At 54.2% G+C, this 18,875-nt stretch carries 12 protein-coding genes and 2 riboswitches; of the genes, 3 read left to right on the top strand and 9 right to left on the bottom strand.

Annotation, left to right across the window (positions count from 1 at the left end; genetic code table 11):
• Positions 1–33 precede the first annotated feature (33 nt).
• From QMG93_RS18400 to QMG93_RS18440, 9 genes are all read right to left on the bottom strand, one after another.
• The gene (locus QMG93_RS18400; protein WP_281938941.1) at positions 34–783 is read right to left on the bottom strand and encodes a PIG-L deacetylase family protein; all 750 of its coding nucleotides are present in this window, start codon (positions 781–783) and stop codon (positions 34–36) included.
• A 237-nt stretch (positions 784–1,020) separates the two neighbouring features.
• The gene (locus QMG93_RS18405; protein ID WP_281938943.1) at positions 1,021–2,022 is read right to left on the bottom strand and encodes an N-acetylglucosamine kinase; all 1,002 of its coding nucleotides are present in this window, start codon (positions 2,020–2,022) and stop codon (positions 1,021–1,023) included.
• Positions 2,022–3,530: an argininosuccinate lyase gene (gene argH, locus QMG93_RS18410; RefSeq protein ID WP_281938945.1), complete on the bottom strand. Its 1,509-nt coding sequence runs from the start codon at positions 3,528–3,530 to the stop codon at positions 2,022–2,024. Before argH ends, QMG93_RS18405 begins: the two co-directional genes overlap by 1 nt.
• 4 nt (positions 3,531–3,534) lie before the next feature.
• The gene (locus QMG93_RS18415) at positions 3,535–4,299 is read right to left on the bottom strand and encodes a creatininase family protein (RefSeq protein ID WP_281938948.1); all 765 of its coding nucleotides are present in this window, start codon (positions 4,297–4,299) and stop codon (positions 3,535–3,537) included.
• Between the two features lie 96 nt (positions 4,300–4,395).
• Positions 4,396–6,945: an NEW3 domain-containing protein gene (locus QMG93_RS18420; protein WP_281938950.1), complete on the bottom strand. Its 2,550-nt coding sequence runs from the start codon at positions 6,943–6,945 to the stop codon at positions 4,396–4,398.
• 112 nt (positions 6,946–7,057) lie between these two features.
• A complete protein-coding gene (locus tag QMG93_RS18425) occupies positions 7,058–8,773 on the bottom strand; it encodes an ABC transporter permease (RefSeq protein ID WP_010498458.1) in 1,716 nt (571 codons plus the stop codon).
• Positions 8,774–8,788: 15 nt separating this feature from the next.
• A complete protein-coding gene (locus QMG93_RS18430; protein ID WP_281938954.1) occupies positions 8,789–9,868 on the bottom strand; it encodes an ABC transporter ATP-binding protein in 1,080 nt (359 codons plus the stop codon).
• 57 nt (positions 9,869–9,925) lie between these two features.
• Complete coding sequence (locus QMG93_RS18435; protein WP_281938956.1) at positions 9,926–11,023, bottom strand: extracellular solute-binding protein; 1,098 nt, start codon at positions 11,021–11,023, stop codon at positions 9,926–9,928.
• A gap of 78 nt (positions 11,024–11,101) precedes the next feature.
• Positions 11,102–12,280: an ROK family transcriptional regulator gene (locus QMG93_RS18440; protein WP_281938958.1), complete on the bottom strand. Its 1,179-nt coding sequence runs from the start codon at positions 12,278–12,280 to the stop codon at positions 11,102–11,104.
• Positions 12,281–12,582: 302 nt separating this feature from the next.
• A riboswitch (cyclic di-GMP riboswitch) is annotated at positions 12,583–12,664 on the top strand.
• 58 nt (positions 12,665–12,722) lie between these two features.
• Between QMG93_RS18440 and QMG93_RS18445 the strand changes: the two genes are divergently transcribed.
• The 3 genes from QMG93_RS18445 (at position 12,723) to QMG93_RS18455 (ending at position 18,725) form a co-directional block, all read left to right on the top strand.
• Entirely contained in the window at positions 12,723–17,030 is a 4,308-nt protein-coding gene (locus tag QMG93_RS18445) for a SpaA isopeptide-forming pilin-related protein (RefSeq protein WP_281938960.1), read from the top strand.
• 72 nt (positions 17,031–17,102) lie between these two features.
• Positions 17,103–17,780, top strand: a complete 678-nt coding sequence (locus QMG93_RS18450) for a class D sortase (protein WP_281938962.1) — start codon at positions 17,103–17,105, stop codon at positions 17,778–17,780.
• 42 nt (positions 17,781–17,822) lie between these two features.
• Positions 17,823–17,913: riboswitch (cyclic di-GMP riboswitch) on the top strand.
• Between the two features lie 14 nt (positions 17,914–17,927).
• Entirely contained in the window at positions 17,928–18,725 is a 798-nt protein-coding gene (locus QMG93_RS18455; RefSeq protein ID WP_281938964.1) for a transglutaminase-like domain-containing protein, read from the top strand.
• The last annotated feature ends 150 nt before the right edge of the window (positions 18,726–18,875 follow it).

Genomic DNA, 18,875 nt, shown 5'->3' on the forward strand with positions numbered 1-18,875 from the left:
GGAAATCAGCTTATTCGATTTTATCGCGATCCGTCAGGTCAAATCCATCGTCGGCAGCTCGCTCAAAGCCGTCTTCGTCATGTCTTGAACGTGCTGGCCGTTGGCGCGAACCAAGGTGTAATATTCGTAGTTTCGGATCACCGTGAAGTCGTCTTCCATCACGCCGGGGTAGGCGCGGTTCACCGAGTAAATCTGGCTCCGGTAAGCCTGCAAAGCCCGTCCCTTGTGCTGACGGTAGTCGCTGATATCAACCCGTGCCGTAATCGGGCACGTATCCTTCGGTCCCGAATCCTGACAGTGATCATAATAATGAGGGATCGAGGTGTAATAAAAAGATGGCCGCCGCCCCTCCGGGTATTCCGCTTCCGCCAGCGCGACCGCCTTCTCCGTCGCTTGGGAAATCGCGATATGGTCGGGATGCCCCGTTACCCCGTCCGGCGGGAACGTAAGCACCACATCCGGCTTCAGCTCCGCAATGGTCGAGCGAATCCGCTCTGCCAACGCTTCCGGATCGATCGACTTTAATTCGCCGTCCCGATAACGGTACAGAATCAGTTCGGCAACGCCAAGTACGGAGCACGCGCTGCGCAGCTCCTCTTCCCGATGCCGGGCCAGCTCTTCGCGGGTGGCGAATTGAAACTCGCCCGACTTTCCCTTGCATCCCGATGTGGCGCACGCCAGAACGACCTCGTGGCCGGTGCCGCTAAGCTTGGCGATCGTTCCTCCGGCTGCAAAGGATTCGTCGTCGGGATGGGCGAAAACGAATAACCATCTTTTCTTCATTCCCCTTCAGCCCCCTGTTGTTCGTATCGTAGTGAGCTTGTTGAGAAAGTGGTCAATTGAGATAATAGAGGTTACGAAGGGGTGGGGTATCCACTTCCGACCACTCTTGTCCTCGGGAAATTTGATTGAAATCCGCTTAGGAGCGGACATTTCCCGAAGACAAAGGCGGCCGCTATCGCTTCTCCAGTGGATACCCCACTTCCGTTTGCATCTCTATTTTTGCAAAAGCCCACTTTCTCAACACTCTGACGCCTCTGTAGACGTCTTCGTTTGCAAATAGGAGAGTCCCATGGCCGTTACGCCGTAAATCGGCTCCTTCCGGGCCTCGTCCAGTTGAACCTGCGGAGCGTACGCTTTGATCTTGTTCATCAGCAGCTCCCTGACGTGCCCTTCGTTCTGCAGCACGCCGCCCTGTAGTATCATTGTAAACGGTTTGTCTAGGAACGACAAGCGCCGGACGACCGCAGCGACGCCGATGAACAGCTCGTGGGCGGCCGCCTCAAGAATCCGCTGCGCTTCCCGATCCCCTGCCGAAGCCGCCTGGCCGACCACACGGGACAGCTCGCTCAATTTCTCGACCGAGTAGTCCGGGCCGTACATCCAGTTGAACAAGTCCTCTTCCTGGTCCATGCCTAGATGCGGCAGCACCCAGTCGCCGAGCCGGGTGCCCTCCTCCCTGCCGTCATAGGCTTTGAGAATTGCCATAACCGCCTGCTTGCCGATCCAATAGCCGCTGCCTTCATCTCCGACGCGGTGGCCCCAGCCTCCGGCTCTGGCCGTCTGTCCCTGCTCGTTGATCCCGAAGATGATGGAGCCTGTGCCGGCAATGGCCAGAATCCCCGGCTGGCCGCCGGTGGCGCCGAGCAATGCGGCATAGCCGTCGTTTTCCACGATCAGATGTTGGACTCGAATCGGCAGCTGCTCCAGCACCTCCTGCACCAGCCCGGTAATCACGCGCCGGTCATATTCCGTATCCAGCCCCGCAAGGGCAAATACGGCGCACTCCACCTCGATTTCCTCCTGCGGCAGAGCGCTATCGTCCTTTTGACTCAAATCCGCAATCGCTTCCTCGATTCCGAACACCAGTTCTCGTATCGCACCGTCTTTCCCGATGCCCTGATAATTGGACGAGCCGCCCTTTCCTTGCCCGAGTACGTTGCCCTGCCGGTCCATGAAGATGACAAGGCATTTCGTCCCTCCGCCGTCAATCGCCAGCAGAGGGATGCTGCGTTCTGCCATCAGGAACCACTCCACTCCGTCATGACTTGGTCCAGATGCTCCATCGCCCGCTGGATTTTGCCCTCCGCTTGTCCCAGCCAATTCAGATGCGCTTGATGCTGATACATCCGGAGGTCGACCATGCGGTTGATTTCCTTCGGACTCGGTCCTCCCGGCAGCGAGCGGATTTCCACAAAATGCACGGGATCGAGCGCCTGACGAAGCGTTTCTTCGGTAAGCGACGTATCCCGCCCGATGTGGCGGCGCGCGCTTTCGTTGACGATGGACAGCGTAATTTCGTTGGCCGCCAAGCCTTGCGCCAAAGACAGCTTAACGACGTCGCTGACGATATGATGGGCTTTTCTGAACGACAAGCCGTCCGTCCGCACCAGCGTGTCCGCCAGCTCGGTCACCGTGGCGAAGCTTCCCTTCGTCCGTTCGCGCAGCGCCTCTTTGTTCACTTCCATCGTACCGACGACGGCGGCGAACAACCGGTACATTTTATCCATAATATCTAGGCTTCTCCAGGCATAAGGCTGCATATCGTCCTCGGTGTCCACAATGTCGCCGAACGGCGTATTGTGAATCATCGACAGCACCGTGTTCGTATTGCCTACGCAGCTCGACAGCAAGGCGCGCATGTGCTCGAACGAGACGGGATTGCGCTTCTGCGGCATGATCGAGCTGATCTGCACGTACGGAGCCGCTACCTTCAGCGCACCGAACTCCTGCGTGCACCACAGCAGCATGTCTTGCACGACCCGGCCCAGGTTGATCGCCGCCAATTGCACGGCCGTCGCCACTTCGCCCAAGTAATCGGCCCCGCCGATCGCGTCGTACGAATTGTCGATCAGCTCGTCGAAGGCAAGCAGCTCCATCATGTGCTCCCGGCTGATCGCAAAGCCTGACGTCGTCAGCGCCGCCGCCCCCATGCTGCTCCGGTTGCAGTTTGCATAAGATGCCATGATCCGGCGGATATCCCGGTTCAGCGAATCGACGACCGCCATAAAATAATGCGCGAGCGTCGTCGGCTGAGCCTGCTGCGTATGCGTGTAGCCGATCATCAGCGTATCGGCGTGGTCTCTGGCGAACAGCAGCAGCTGCTCATTGAGCTTCAGCGCGGAGGTCAGCGTCACGATCAGCTTCTCCCGCAGCACCATCCGGTAGATGGAAATGCCCATGTCGTTGCGGCTCCGTGCCAGATGCAAATTGCCGGCGATATCGCCCGCATGCTCCAGCATTTGATGCTCAACCTGGAAGAACAAATCCTCGAACTGCCCCGTGTAGCTCGCTTGGCGGAGCTCCTCCGGGTCGATCGAGCGGATCGCTTTGGCGATCTGCTTCGCTTCGTCCGTCGTCACCAGCTTTTGTTTCTCCAGCATGATCAAATGAGCCTTGTTGATGGCCATCATCGGGCCCAGCAAATGAGTCTTGGCTTCGTTAAAAGCCGGCTCCAGCACAACCTCCGTATACGTTTTGCCGGGAAACGTCGTTCCTTCGGTCTCCATCCATTGTTCGCGATATCCCATAGCGTCACTTGGCCTCCCCATTGTTTCCTGTTCTCATATCCAGCCATTCTTTAATGAGCAAGTTCATATTGCGGCTTGCTTCTTCTACGATACTCTGTCCCGCCTCCAAGGAGCACTGCCGGATGCGGCCCGTATAGCCGTCCCAGCCTTGGGGGGTTCCTTCCACCAATACGTAAGGCAAAGGAGATAAAGGAGGACATGAATCTAATTCCAAGTCCGATTCCTGCACGATCACCATTTCCGGGCGAAACGCCTTCACGGCCGACATCTCATACGGACCGCCGTGCCCTCTTCCCGCCATCCCTTGGAACAGCCCCAACCGCTGCGTAAAATCGACGGTCGCCATTTGCCACCAGTTGATCAGCAGAAAGCTGGCGTCGGGGTAGCTGCCGGTCACCGCCTCAGCGACAGTCCGGGACGGGCCCATATTGGCGTCATGAGCGTTCAGCAGCACGATATTGCGGATGCCGAACCGGCAGATCCCTTCGACCACATCGGTGAGATAGTCGATAAAAATCGAGGGCCGGACGGATATCGTTCCGGGATAATGCTGCGTTTTGCCCGGGCAGGCCGAGTACGGTACCGTCGGATAGATCAAAGGATGCAGCGAGGCATCGACCCGTTCGGCGAAGCCGTCCGCCAAGATCGTATCGGTCCCGAGTGGGGAATGCGGACCGTGGTATTCCACCGAACCCAGAGGGACGACAGCAAATTGCGCCCGCTGCGTCACTTGACCGATTTCCCGCCCGTGAACTCCGATTACATTCATATGCTCCTTAAACCTCCGCTTCTTCATCGTATGGGGGAGGACCCTGAAGGGTCCCCGCCCACTGCTGTAATGTTGCGCGACGACAATAACGTGCGATTATTGCTTTTGACTAATCATATTCACAAACATGCGGATCGAGCCCGGAACCAAAGCCGGAATCTCGCGGTACCACACTAACGAGCTGTAAGTATATACCCCTTTGCCGTAATGCGCCGTGAGGAATGTGCCGGTAAACTCCTTCTCGCCCGGGTCCCCGTTCGAGATGAGCGTCGTATACTCCTTGCCCCATTCCGACGGATTGTAGGCGGAGCGGTCTTGAATCCAGTTGTTCCAATCCTGGTCCGTAATCTTGTTCGGCGAATTGAACATCGGATGATCCGGAGCCAGCATCGTGACTTTGGAATTCTCGTCCGTTACGCGCCACTGGATGAGCGGAGCGCCGATTTTGATCGGGTACGGAGCAAGCTCCGGCGACCATTTGTCTTCCGGCTTATGATATTGGACGACGAGATTGCCGCCATTCTGAACGTAGCTCAGCAAGCGCTGGTTGCTCGGAATCAATTCCGGACGGAACGCGTAAGCGCGAATGCCCAGCACGATCGTGTCATATTGGGAAAGATCCCCATATTGGATATCCTTCGCTTCCAGCTTCACGACATCGACGCCCACTTGACGCAAGTATTGATCGATGTTGTCGAAGCCGCTGGAGACGTAGCCTACCTTCAATTTCTCCGGAACCTTCAGGTCGAAGGCCTGGATTTTGAGCTCGGCCGGCTGCACCATGTACGTCTTGCCGATATGCGGATACTCGATGACCTGCGCGCCCTGCGTGCTCTGCACGTCGCCGTTCTTCGCGACGGCCGTCACGGTGAATTTACCCGGCGCGACATTCGAAGCGGCCTTGACTGTGAACGCGACGGACTTCGTTTCGCCTTTCGTGGCAAAGCTCAGCTCTTCGGCTGCCGGGTCCGCCGTCCAGCCTTCCGGCACGTTCAGCGACACCGTCGCTTTGGAAGCGCCCGGCGTATAGTTGCGCACGGTGACCTTCACCGGAATCGGCTCTTGCGATTTGAGCGTATTCAGAATCGTTGCGCTCGGGCTGAGCGACATCGAATACGGAGGCAGCACGGCTACGGCGTTCTGCGGCGTGACCTTCAGCGTCGTTGCCGTATCGTACGCCTGGTATTCGACCTTCGCGTTGAATACCGAAGGATCGTAAGGCTTGAACAGCGGTGCGTCCGCCGGAATCGTTACCTCGAAGGTCGCCGATGCCGTCTCGTTGTAGCCTAATTGCTCGAAGCTGGTCGCTCCGGCCGGCTTCGCCGTCCAACCGGCGGGTACGTTCAGGCTCAGGTTGATTTTGTTCAATTTCACGGAACCGCCGTTGAAGGCCGACACGGTGACCTTCGTCGTCTGACCGGCAACCAGCTCGTTTGTAGCCGGCTTGACCTTCGCCACGACGGACGCCGATTCCATGCTCGCTTTATTCAACTGCTCTTCTTTGACATAAAGACGGTGGAGCAGATCCTCCTTGGTGGCTGCCTCCAGGCCGGATGCTTTGACATCGGCCAGCGCCGTCTGGACGTCCGCTTTCATTTCATGGACTTCCTTCAGCACCTTGGCAAAGCTCGGGTAAGCGGCAACGACTTCGTCCGCATCCTTCTGCAGATCGCGCAGATGCTTGACGATCTTGTTGTCTTTGCCCTTCGCGTCGATTTCTTTTGCCAGATCCTCGAAGGTGAAGGCGATGCCGTCGAAGAAGTCTTTTTCCTTGTCCGCCGATTTCACCGTGCTCAGATCCAGCTTGTAGTAATTGCTGAACAAATCGCCTTGTACGGGACCTTCGTCATATACTTTCCCCATGCCCTGGCTCTTGTGCATGAAGCGGGATTCTTCCCCGAGCTGGAGATAAGACGCCCCATAGATTTCGTTGTAATCCCCGATCGGCGCGTTCACGGTGTAATCCTTGGAACTGGCTGGCAGATACAGCTTCTTGATCTGCCAAGGCTGAAGCCCTTGTTTCAGATGTTCAGGGAAAATCTCCGGATTCGCGGCATCTTTGAACGCCCGAACGGTAAGGACGTTGATCGTTCTGTGATGCCCGTGCGTGGAGGCTTCATTCAAAAACGAAGGAATGATCACATCCGGACGCAGCTCGCGAATTTTGCGGATCAATCGTTCGTAAGCGACCGAGTCGCCCCATTTCTCCAGCGTTTCCTCTACGCTCTTGGAAAAGCCGAAATCGTAAATCGGATCGTCCAGCTGCTCGCCCAGCATGCCCAACGTTACATTGGTGATTTTGGACGCTTCCTGCAGCTCCCGAGTCCGAATGATGCCGAGGGCTTGCCCCAGCTCGCTCCCGATTTCGTTCTGTCCCCCTTCTCCCCGGACAGCGATCACGCTGGAGGTGTTAACCCCTCTCCCCAAGGAAAGATACGCCAAGGTCGCGCTGTGTTCATCGTCCGGGTGAGCCCCTGTGTTCATCGCGCTGGCAATCGTGGTCAGCGGTTTAATCGATTTCCACAGATCGACTACGCCCCGGTCCGCATACGCGGGCTGAGCTTGAGCAGGCAGCAACATGCCACCCGCCAGTACAGCGCTCATGACAATGGAACAAAACTTTGAGGTCGACTTACCCTTGATCATCTAACTCCTCCTCTGATGGTGGAATGTTCCTCAGCCGGAAATGGCCATTTTCCCGCTGTATATCATAACGTGGATGATGAACTCCTAGGTGTTCCCACGAGATGACCGTCATTTACACGGCTGTGCTGTCGCCCGTCATTTTGCGCGAAACGAACAGCACGATGATGATCAACGTAATTTGCAGCACGCCGTATGCGCACGCCGTACCGAATTCAAACGAGTACATCCGCTGGAAAATCTCCACGGAAAGCGGCGTGCTTTTCGCGGTGAAGAGCAGAATGGAGGAAACGAATTCCCCGATGCCCTGCACGAACGCGAGCAGCGTGCCCGCCAGTATCCCGCTCAGCGCCATCGGAAAGACGACCCGCCTGAAGCTGTACCACCAGGAGGCACCCAAGTTGCGCGCAGCCTCCTCGACCGAGGCGTCCATCTGCACCAGCGTCGCCGACGTAGAGCGGAACACAAGCGGCAAATGGCGGACAAAATACGCCAAAGGCAAAATCCAGAAGCTGCCGATCAGCACTTGATTGAAGCTGAATACGGTCGGCTCGCTGAAGGCGGCGATCAGGTTGACCGCGACGACCGTTCCCGGCAACGCCCACGGCAGCATGATCAGCACGTCCAGCAGCGTTTTGCCTTTGAACTTCAAGCGGACCATCGCATAGGCAGCCGCCACGCCGAAGATGATATTGCCGATCGTCGCCACGAAGCTCATCTGGAAGCTGTTCGCAATCGGCCGCCACGTTTTGCTGTCCGTAAACAGCTTCACATAGTGCTTCGCCGTATATTCCGGAGGAAGAATCTGCGTCGTCCAAGTGCCGTCCGTCGAGAACGAGATCAAGACCAGCACGAGAATCGGCAGCAGCAGGATGATAACGCCGATAATCGACAGGATCATCGCGATATACTTGCCTGCGGCGCTCTTCACTTCCGTGCGGTGCACGCTGACGCCTTTGCTCATGTTCTGGTAATTGCGCAACCCTTGATACCAGCGCATCACGAGCAGGAACAGAATGGACACGACGGACAGGATCGTGGACTGCGCCGCAGCCATATCCAGATTGCCGTTCGTCCGGGACAAATAAATCTGCATCGTCATCGTCCGTTCGATCCCGAAGATCAGCGGAGCCGTATAGGACGCCATCGCGATCATGAAGACGAGCAGCGAAGAAGCGACCAGCGCCGGCGTCAGCATCGGCAGAATGACGCGCCGCCATATATAGAGCCGTCCCGCGCCGAGACTCGCCGCCGCCTCTTCCAGCGACGGATCGAGACCGCGGATCGCCGAGGAGGCTGTCATGTAAAAGTAAGTGTACATCGTGAACGTATGCACCACGAGCACACCCCAAATGCCCTTCAAGGAAAACGGCACCTGGTCCAGATGAAGCAGCGCTTTAAGCGCTCTTGGGATAATGCCGCTTTCGCCGTACAAGAACGTAAACGACAGCACGCCGACAAGGGGCGGCAAAGCCATCGGCACGAGCACGAGAACGGCCAAAATTTTCCGGCCAGGGAACTCGTAGCGCTCCAGCAGGAACGCCATGGCGACGCCGACGATCGCGCAGGTGATGACGCTTAAGACGGAAATATAAATGCTGGTCCAGAGCGCCTCCAGGTTGGACGTATGCTCCAGGCTGAAAAACTTGGCATAGTTTTTCAGCGACATCTGATCCTCTACCCGGATACTTTGCACGAACGTCTGGAACAACGGATACACGACATAAGCCAGGAGCACCAAAAACAATGGCGCTACCAAGACGTAGACGAAATAAGGCGAGTGCGTGAAGGAGCCCAGCTTGGATGAACTTGTTCCCGGTTTAGATCTCATAGATTCATCCCCTCGCTATCCCAAGAAATAGATGCTTTCTTTTGGAATGACCAGGGAAATCTCTTCCCCGCGTCCGCGCACCCTGTGCCCTTGATTAACGAACATCGCTTTCAATTGCTGGCCCGCCACTTGCGATACATAGTTCACGCTGACTCCCGTAAATTCGGAGATGACCACGTTTCCTTTGACCACATTGTCCTGCTGCTCCCCTTGCAGCGCTTCGCGGACCGCTTCCGGACGGATGGACATCGTCACGGTCTTGCCCGCTTCCAGCTTGCAGTCCGGTGCAGCGTTGGCGGTCAAGCCTCTCAGGCTGAGGCCCGGAGCGAAACGTACGACCGCTTCGCCGCCCTCGACTCGTTCCACGGTTCCTTCCCACAGATTGGACTCTCCGATAAAGGAAGCGACAAACCGGTTGACCGGGCGGTTATATATTTCTTCTGGACTTCCGATCTGCTGGACGACTCCGCCCTGCATGACCATAATCCGGTCGGACATTGCCATCGCCTCGGCTTGATCGTGCGTGACGTAGATCGTCGTAATTCCCAGCTCCAGCTGAAGTCTCTTGATTTCGATTCTCGTTTCTTCTCTGAGCTTCGCATCGAGGTTCGATAACGGCTCATCCAAGAGCAAAATTTGCGGCTCGATGACCAGCGCGCGAGCCAAAGCAACCCGCTGCTGCTGGCCGCCGGACAATTGATCGATACGGCGGTTCCCGTAGCCTTCCAAGTGAACCTGCTTCTGTGCGCGTTCGACGCGCTGAACGATTTCGGATTTCGGGACCTTTCTTACTTGCAGACCGAATGCGATATTCTCAAACACCGTCATGTGCGGAAACAAAGCATAGTTTTGGAACACCATTCCCGTGTTTCTTTTGTTGGGGGGAAGGTTCGTAACATCTTGATCGCCGAATACGATACGGCCTTCGCTCGGATAGTAAAACCCTGCGATCATCCGCAGCGTCGTTGTTTTGCCGCAGCCGCTCGGCCCGAGAAAGGTGAAGAACTCCCCCGGTTGAATCCGAATATTGACATCTGTAACTCCCTTGACGTTTCCGAATTGTTTGCTTACGTGATCCAGTATGACCTCTATCAAGCAGGTTTCCTCCTTTGGTAAAATGATCAGGCGGAGGAGCTCCTCCGCCCGAATGCATTATTTGGAACCTTTCCCTTTGATGTTCTCATCCCAATGCTGCATCCATTCTTTCTCTTTTTGCGCCATGACGGCCCAATCGATATTCAGCGGTTTCAGCTCCAGCCCTTTCAGCCATGCCGGAAGCGTATCTTTGTTGATGTCCGTACGCGTCGGAATTTGGTACAGCTTCTCCGCCAGCTCGACACGCAGCTTCGAATCGAAGAGGAACTCGTAAAATTTCTTCGCCGCTTCCATGTTTTTCGCGCCCTTGACCACTCCGACGCCGTCAACCAGAATCGGCGCTCCGCTCGCAGGGTAAATGAAGTCGAACGGCTGCTTTTGCAGCTCCTTCTGGATCATAATATCCTGCAGGTTCCACAGCGACAGCGTACCTTCCTCGCGCGCCAGCTTCAGGTACAGGTTGGTCGGATCTTGGGCGTATTCCTTCGTGTTGGCGTCAAGCTTTTTCAGCCAGTCGTATCCTTTCTTCGGATCGTTCGCATCTTGACGGTAAATCAAGGAAGAATAAATCGTTCTCATCGTTCCGGAAGCGAGCACGCCGCGAATGATGATTTTGCCCTTATACTTGGCATCAAGCAGGTCGTCCCAATCTTTGGGAGCGTCTTCTTTTTTCAGCGCTTTCGAGTTGTACATAATGACTTCCGGCAGCAGCATTTCGCCGTACCAGCGGTCTTGGCTGTCTTTGTACATCGCCGGGATTTTGTCGGCGAAGCTCGGTTTGACGCTTTCGAGCAGCCCTTCGTTCGCCGCTGTCATCAGCGCCGATTGCGTGCCGCCCCACCAGAAATCGGCCTGCGGGTTTGCCTTCTCCCCGCGTACGCGCTCCAGCACCTGCTGCGCCCCCATCGTAAGAACCTCGACGTCCATCCCCGGGTTTTGCTCTTTGAATTTCGGGATAATTTCTTCGACGACGTTTTTGTCCCTGGCCGTATAAATGACCAGCTTCTGCTTCTCGCCAGGCTTCGAGGCGTCGGATGACTTGTCTCCCGGCTTCTGAGAGCCGTCGGAAGCGCTTCCTCCGCAGGCCGTAACCGTCAGCATCGCCATGCTGAGCACGGCCCCCGTTAACCAAGTCGTTGCTTTTTTCTTTGTCATGTTTTGACCTCCTGTACTTTATACAAAATGTAAGCGTCTTCACTTGAGCCAAACGGCATCGGTAGCGATAAAGCCCGCTTACCGCTGCAGCTTGGAAGTGGACGGAAAAGCCTCCAGCGCGCAATGAATGGCCCCGATAAGTCCCGCCTGATCGCCGAGCGAGGCCATCTCGATTCGGGGAACGGAAGGAACCCAGTCGGTTAACCATTGTTGTATTTTATGAACCCCTTCGTCCCCGATATGCAGCATTTCTCCGCTGAGGATCAGAAGCGCCGGGTCCATCACGCTCGTTAAATTGGCGATGCCGTAGGTCCAGTGCCGGCAGATGTCGTCGAGAAGCGTCTGCGCCGCTTCGCCCCCGCTTTTCGCTTGATCGGCGATTTGCTTGACGATGCTCGATTCCTCGTCCATCGAAGGGAGGACGGCTTTGGCCTTCTCGCGAATGGCCCGTACGGAATAGTTGCGCTCGAATACGCCGTATTCTCCCTTGGTCTGGTTCCCGACCGGACCGATTACCATATAACCGATCTCACCGCTCGCCTCTTTGGCTCCGCGGTATAATTGCCCGTCGATCATAATGCCGGCGCCAATCCCTGTTCCCGCATACATATACACGAGATTAGAATGCCCGACGCCGATGCCCTTGTGAAATTCGCCGAGCGTCATCAAGTTAACGTCGTTCTCAATGACCACAGGCAGCCCCAAGGCCGCTTCGATCTCCTTCTGCACGGGCAGCCCCATCCACCCCGTACTGGGGGCGTAGCTGACCGTACCTTCGCTTCGCTGGGTAATCCCCGGCAAGCCGAGCCCCATGCCAAGCAGCCTTTCTTTATCGAATCCGCTTTCATTCAGCAGCGCCGCAAGCCCTTGCTCGATGCTCTGAATGGCTGTCTCTCCGTTCATCGGATGCGGCAGGCACGTCGTGCGCTGAACCAGCAGTTCCCCCTTCAGATTGGCGATGGCCAGCTGCAGGGTACTGCCTTCGAATACCGCGCCGATGACGCCGTAAGCTTGAAAGTTATATTCCAGAAGGATGGGCTTTCTTCCGCCCTTCGATTCTCCGAATCCGACTTCGCTGATCAAGCCTTCCACGATCATTTCGTCCACCAAGGCCGATACGCACGGACGGCTGAGCTCCGTTAATTTCGCCAAATCGGCTCTCGATACCCGGGGGTTTTCTCTCAATTGATGAAGAATGCCTTCGCGGTTAATGTGCTTCACCAGCTTGGCGTTTCCCGTTTGGCCTCTGCCAATCAATATGCTGTCCCCCCTCTCCGATTAAGTTAGTTAAGATGACTAACAAAGTTTTCTTGTCATCATTTTATTGTATTCGCTTACAAATTGTCAACTACAAATTTCTACATCTTTCTACATCTTTTCATCGTCATGAAAGCCACCGTGAACACCGCTTTTTTATCGCTTCCCGTGCGGTTTACGGACTTTGGTACCGCCCCTCCCCTGCTAACTTGGTCATTAAGCGTTTCCAAAAAAAATTTATAAAAATTTTCGAAATTTGGTGTAGAACAACACAGAAATCCCGGACATTTTCCATTATTATTAAACACATGGTAAGCGATGATTTCGAATCTGTATCTGGGCACTTGGATTCGACGGAGCTAGTAGTGCAACCGGACCACCTTTCAGTTGGAAGGTGTTTTTTGCCGTTCCAACAGAAACTGATGGAGGTGGTAAAGAGGTAATGGCAAAGAAGAAAATCAGTACGCTGCTCGTTGCTCTATTGATCATGATGCAGTGGCTGTATGCATTCGGCTTATCGCCGCAAGTCAACGCAGCCCCGATTTCCAGCAGCATTATCGATAGCGTAACGATGGCGGTGTACGACAAGTCCGGGAACGTGGTAACGGATGACGTTTACGAGCCGGGTTCGAAGGTGAAATTGGACTACACTTGGTCCCTGCCTAACGGCCACGGTTACAAGAACGGAGATACGTACACGTTCAAGCTGCCGGAGCAATTCAAGCTTTACAACGATATCCCTGACCAGCCGCTTATCTCAGGTGGCGAAGCGATTGGGAAATTCAAGGTCTACAAAGACAGCCACGAGGTTGTCATGACCTTGGAGGCGATCGAGAACCTGGCGGATGTCAAAGGAACTTTGACTTTCCAGACGGCGTTCGATATGCAGGTGATCAATGGCAGCACGACGCAGATTATTAAAATTCCGGTGAAAGGCGGCGAGCAGGTTTATACGCTGCACTTTAAGCCGAACGTGACTTCGACCATCGGGAAAAGCGGCGTGCCGAAAGGCTACAATGCGAAAAGCATCGACTGGACGGTAGATGTGAACAAAGAGCTGGCCGCTGTACAGAACGCGGTCGTGACCGATCCGATTCCAGCTGGGCTGGGCGCCCCGGTCACCGTCGCGGTATACGAGCTGAACGTACAGTTGAACGGCAACGTCGTTCAGGGTGCGCCGGTGGACGGGAGCAAGTACAGCATAAGCACGGCGGGCAACGTCCTGAAGCTCAGCTTTAATGAAAGTCCAATTCGGACGGCATACCGCATACAGTACACAACGCCGGTGACCAATGAGGACCAAACTTCATTTGTGAACAAGGCGACATTTGAAGGAAGCAACAAGCAGCCGGTTAGCGCCGAGGCCACCGTCACGGTGCAGCGCGGCACGGCTCTGGACAAATCGTCGACGAAGTACGATCCCAACACGCAAACGATCGACTGGGAAATCAAGTACAATTACAACGAGAAGACGATCACCCAGGCCAATGCTTTCTTGACGGATTTGTTCAACGATACGCAGGATTTGGTAGCGGGCTCCCTCCATGTCTATCAAGTGACGATCGACTCGAAGGGAAGCGAGATCCTCGGAGCTGAGCTGCCTGCAGCAAGCTACAAGGTAACTCCGGAGACTGCGACCAAAAGCAATGGCTTTAAACTGCAGTTCCTGCAGGACATCTCGTCCGCTTACAAAATCAAGTATCAAACCAAAGCCAATCATCGCGTGACCGACTGGGCTAAGATAACAAATAAGGTAACTTCCGGGAGCGGAGATAGCGATACGGCTACACGCGACATTAACCAGGTGATTATTACCAAGGGCTTCAAGGCCATAGACTACAACGCCAAAACGGCAGCCTGGAGCATTACGCTAAACAAAGACAGCGAGCCGATGACCAACGTGGTCGTGACGGACAGCTTCCCTAACAAAGGTATGCGTCTCATCCCGGGATCGCTGACTGTTAATGAAGGAAACAAGCCGATGGACGCGGCAGATTACACCGTGGACGCTTCCGTACCGGCGGACCAAGGCTTTAAAATTACATTTAATCGAGCGTTGTACGGACAGGTGACGATTTCTTACAGCACCGAGTTCAACATGGATTGGCTCAGCAACAACGCGACGAATTTTCTGAACAACGCTTCGGTCGTATGGGTCGACAGCAATTCCAAGGCACAGACGAAGACGGCATCCGCCACGTTCGATCCAAGGAACGAAGTGAAAAACAACGGGTTTAAGAACGGCGTCTATGACGCTACTATGAAACAAATTACGTGGACAGTCGGGGTGAACTACAACGGCAAAACGCTTGCCGGGGCAGTCGTTCAAGATACGCTCGAGTCCGGCCAGAAGCTGCTCGACAACTCGCTTGCCGTCTACAACATGAATATCGCAGCCAACGGCAACCCATCGCAGGGAACCGTTGTCGACAGCACGTATTACAACTATACGGTCGATAAAAACAACAAGCTGACCGTGACTTTCTCGAAGCCAATCTCGGCTCCGTACATTATTGTTTTTAAAACCAGTCTTGAAGGAAAGCTGATTGACAATAAAGTAAACAACACGGCAAACGTATTCGATGGAACAACGCCGGTATCGAAAAATTTGACGGCTTCCGTCAACATCCCTAACGGCGGCGAATACTTGAACAAGAAGGGCACCCAAAACGGCGATAAAATCAATTGGACGATTCTCATCAACCGCGGACAATCCACGGTAACCAATGCCAAAATCGTCGATACACCATCCGAGAACCAGCTTCTGCTGCCAGGCACGTTCAAATTGTTTACGACCAAAGTAGACGCGAACGGCACGGTGTCCAAGGCGGTCGAACTGGTCAAGGACGTGGATTACTCCCTGGAAATCAAGACGGACGACGACGGGAAGCAGAGCTTTGAATTAAGCTTCCTGAAAAAACTGTCTACCGCAGCGATTCTGGAATATCAATCTTTAATCGTTGCGAAAGATCAGGATAAGGTCTCCAACAAAATCGCATTTACAGGCAATAACGAAACTACGGTAACCAAGGATACATCCACCAGCATCGTCGTTGGAGTCAGCAGTGGCTCCGGTACGATCGGCGGGGTCAGAGGATCGCTTACCGTCGTGAAAGTGGACGCAGCGGACAATAAGACCCGTCTTGGCGGGGCAACCTTTGAGCTTTACCGGAAATCCGGCTCGGATAAGGTACTTGTCGGCACGCTGACAACCGATGCGAGCGGGACGGCATTATTCAAGAAATTGCTCGCCGGGGAATATTTTGTGAAGGAAACGGCGGCGCCGGACGGCTATGTGCTCGATTCCAAAGAGTATCCGGTCTCGATCAATAGCGCAGACGGTTTTCAATTAACCGTCGCCAACGCCAAGCCTGCCACACCGAAGCCTCCGGTCATCAAAGGCTCGTTGACGGTGAAAAAGGTAGATTCGGCGAAAACCCATCTGCTGCTCGGCGGCGCGACCTTCGAACTGTATGAAAAGAAAGGCGCAAGCTTGACACTGATCGGCACGAAAACGACGGATGCGAGCGGAACGGTTTCTTTCGATAAGCTGCCCGTAGGAGACTACGTGGTGAAGGAAACATCGGCGCCGGACGGCTATGTGCTCGATTCGAAAGAGCATCCGGTCTCGATTAAAACCGCAGACAACGTGAAGCTCACCGTCACAAACGATAAGTTAACGCCGAAGCCACCGGTCATCCAAGGTTCGCTGACAGTGAAAAAGGTAGATTCGGCGCAAAACGAGCTGCTGCTCAGCGGCGCGACCTTCGAGCTGTATGAGAAAAAAGGCGCGAGCTTGACACTGATCGACACGAAAACGACGGATGCGAGCGGAACGGTTTCTTTCGATAAGCTGCCCGCAGGAGACTACGTCGTGAAGGAAACGGCGGCCCCGATAGGCTATGTACTCGATTCCAAAGAGCATCCGGTTTCGATTGTGACCGCGGACAGCGTGAAGCTCACCGTCACAAACGATAAGACCACTACGCCAAAGCCGCCAATTCCGCCGGTCACCATCCAAGGCTCGTTGACGGTGAAAAAGGTAGATTCGGCGCAAAACGATGTACTGCTCAGCGGCGCGACCTTCGAGCTGTATGAGAAGAAAGACGCAAGCTTGAAGCTGGTTGGCACGAAAACGACGGACGCGAGCGGAACGGTCGTATTCGATAAGCTGCCCGCAGGAAACTACGTTGTCAAGGAAACGGCGGCTCCAAGCGGATATGTGCTCGATTCCAAGGAGCATCCGGTTTCGATTGTAACTGCGGACGGCTATTCGTTAACAGTAACTAACGCTAAATCATCGTCGTCTTCGTCGGATTCGGATTCGTCAGGTTCGTCGGGTTCGACATCGCCGACAACACCAACAACGCCGACGACAAACACATCGACAACGACGCCGAATAATCCGGCACCTGGAGGAGTTCTACCGGACGGCAACAAACCGAACGGCCAGGAAACGATCGATAGCAACCCTCAGGTGCCGTTAGGCCCGCCAACGGTTGACCGTCCGCAAAATGGGGATAAAACAACCCCACCGGATCAGCCGAAAATCCCGGAAAAACCGGACGGTAACGAAACGATCGACCTCGTGAATCGGGAAGTGCCGCTTGGTAACCCGCCGAGCGACAAAACCAAAAAAGAAACACTGCCGAAAACGGGAGAATCCAGCCCTGTTTACATCCAACTGGCTGGTGCTGCCTTGATCGTTCTTGGATTTATGCTGCGTCGTACATTTATGAAGAACACCTAAAAAAACTATTCCTAACGCGCGCCTCTTCCGGCGCGCGTTAGGCTGCTTAGCAGGACTAAGGAGGGAGCTCGGATGATCAAAAGAACGCTGCCGATCCTGTGTATTTTACTGGGAATCGCGATTTTTCTTTACCCTACGATCATGGATCGCTATGAGATCTACCAGCAGCAGCAAATGATGGACCAGTGGACGGAAACCTTGAAGCGTATCGATCAAGCGACCGAAACCGCAGTTCCAAAGCAGAATACGCTGACTCCCGTTCCGGTATCGGCAGTCGTCGCTCCCGATCCCGCTCCTGCGGATAGTCCGCCGCAGCCTTCGAATGCTGACCCGGACCCTTTGCAGGGAAAGCCCATCGAGGGAATTTTAATCATCGACAAGATTAAACTGAAGCAGCCGATTATAACGGACGCTACCGTGAGCAATCTGAAGCTCTCCGTCGCGAGCATCGCAGGTACCGGGAAGGCCGGCGCCGTAGGGAATTATGCCATTGCCGGACATCGCAACTTCGCGTACGGCAAAAATTTCAACCGGCTGGATGAGGTCGACAAAGGAGATATCATCGAAGTCGATACGGGAAAGCAGCAGTACCGGTATGAGGTTCAAGAGAAACAATACGTTCTCCCCGAGGACGTCTGGGTGTTGAAAGGCAACGGCAAAGACAAGGAAATTACACTAATCACCTGTCATCCTATGGAAAACCCGACACACCGTCTCATTGTGAAAGGGAAATTGATAGAGAAACAATAATATGGTATGCTAGAAGCATAAAAAAATAATTTCGGTGCTTTCAACCGATAAAGGCAAACCTAACGAAAGTTGGGGACGCAAAGCTACAGGGCCTTCCTTAGTTTAGTAACTAAGATGGCAGCCAGTTACCGAAAGGAGAGCTTTTTTATGTTCAAAAAGCTTTTGGCGATGACATTCATCACAACTTTGCTGCTGGCAGCACCAAAAGGAACATATGCCGCAACCGAAAACTACCAAATTGACCGAACCGCTCTGGATAAAGGTCTCATCGCGGTAAATTATACTCCAGATACCGATACGAAAACGATTGTTCGAATCTCGAAGGGCAATGATAACTACGACTATACCCTGACGAACGGGGCGCACTATCCATTGCAGCGAGGCAATGGCACATACAGCGTCCTGATCGCGCAGCTAATGAGCGATAATAAATATAAAGTCGTTTCGAAAGAAAGCATCGAGCTGAAATTGGATAACGAAAATGCGGTTTTTGTCCAATCGATTCCGCTTATTAACTGGAACAGCAATACGAAAGCCGTTGTCCAGATGAACAAGCTGACGAACGCCGCCATGACGGATATGGAAAAAACGGCCGCCATTTATGCTTACATCACGAAAAACATCCAGTACGATTACGAGAAGGCTCAATCGGTCAAACCCGGTTATATTCCGGACCTGAATGCCGTTTACGATTCGGCGACAGGAATTTGCTACGACTACGCGGCATTGTTCGCGGCGATGGCCAGAAGTCAAAATATCCCGACCCGCTTGATGATGGGATATGAAGCCTCGGCTCCGACAACGTACCATGCGTGGAATCAAGTTTTCTTAAATGGGCAATGGGTCACGATCGACACGACATACGACGCAGCCCGCGTGCAAAACGGCGAAAACACCCCGATGATCAAAAATGCGGCCGATTACACGATTACTCAGGTCTATTAGTTCGTTATTAAGAACAAAATTGAACGCTATTACGAACGCTAACCGTATTCGCATGAATACGGTTTTTCTTTGTTCATTTTTGTAAACCGATATTGACAGCGATAACCCGAGGAGGTATGATCCAAATACAAGTTTTTCTATTGGAATTAA

The organism is Paenibacillus tyrphae, from assembly GCF_027925525.1.
Lineage (GTDB): Bacteria > Bacillota > Bacilli > Paenibacillales > NBRC-103111 > Paenibacillus_G > Paenibacillus_G tyrfis_B.

Bases quoted from the DNA above. Each gene is read 5' to 3' on its own strand.
- QMG93_RS18425 (WP_010498458.1), bottom strand. From the start codon at position 8,773: ATGAGATCTAAACCGGGAACAAGTTCATCCAAGCTGGGCTCCTTCACG.
- QMG93_RS18435 (WP_281938956.1), bottom strand. From the start codon at position 11,023: ATGACAAAGAAAAAAGCAACGACTTGGTTAACGGGGGCCGTGCTCAGC.
- QMG93_RS18405 (WP_281938943.1), bottom strand. From the start codon at position 2,022: ATGGCAGAACGCAGCATCCCTCTGCTGGCGATTGACGGCGGAGGGACG.
- QMG93_RS18455 (WP_281938964.1), top strand. From the start codon at position 17,928: ATGTTCAAAAAGCTTTTGGCGATGACATTCATCACAACTTTGCTGCTG.
- QMG93_RS18400 (WP_281938941.1), bottom strand. From the start codon at position 783: ATGAAGAAAAGATGGTTATTCGTTTTCGCCCATCCCGACGACGAATCC.
- QMG93_RS18450 (WP_281938962.1), top strand. From the start codon at position 17,103: ATGATCAAAAGAACGCTGCCGATCCTGTGTATTTTACTGGGAATCGCG.
- QMG93_RS18420 (WP_281938950.1), bottom strand. From the start codon at position 6,945: ATGATCAAGGGTAAGTCGACCTCAAAGTTTTGTTCCATTGTCATGAGC.
- argH (WP_281938945.1), bottom strand. From the start codon at position 3,530: ATGGGATATCGCGAACAATGGATGGAGACCGAAGGAACGACGTTTCCC.
- QMG93_RS18445 (WP_281938960.1), top strand. From the start codon at position 12,723: ATGGCAAAGAAGAAAATCAGTACGCTGCTCGTTGCTCTATTGATCATG.
- QMG93_RS18415 (WP_281938948.1), bottom strand. From the start codon at position 4,299: ATGAATGTAATCGGAGTTCACGGGCGGGAAATCGGTCAAGTGACGCAG.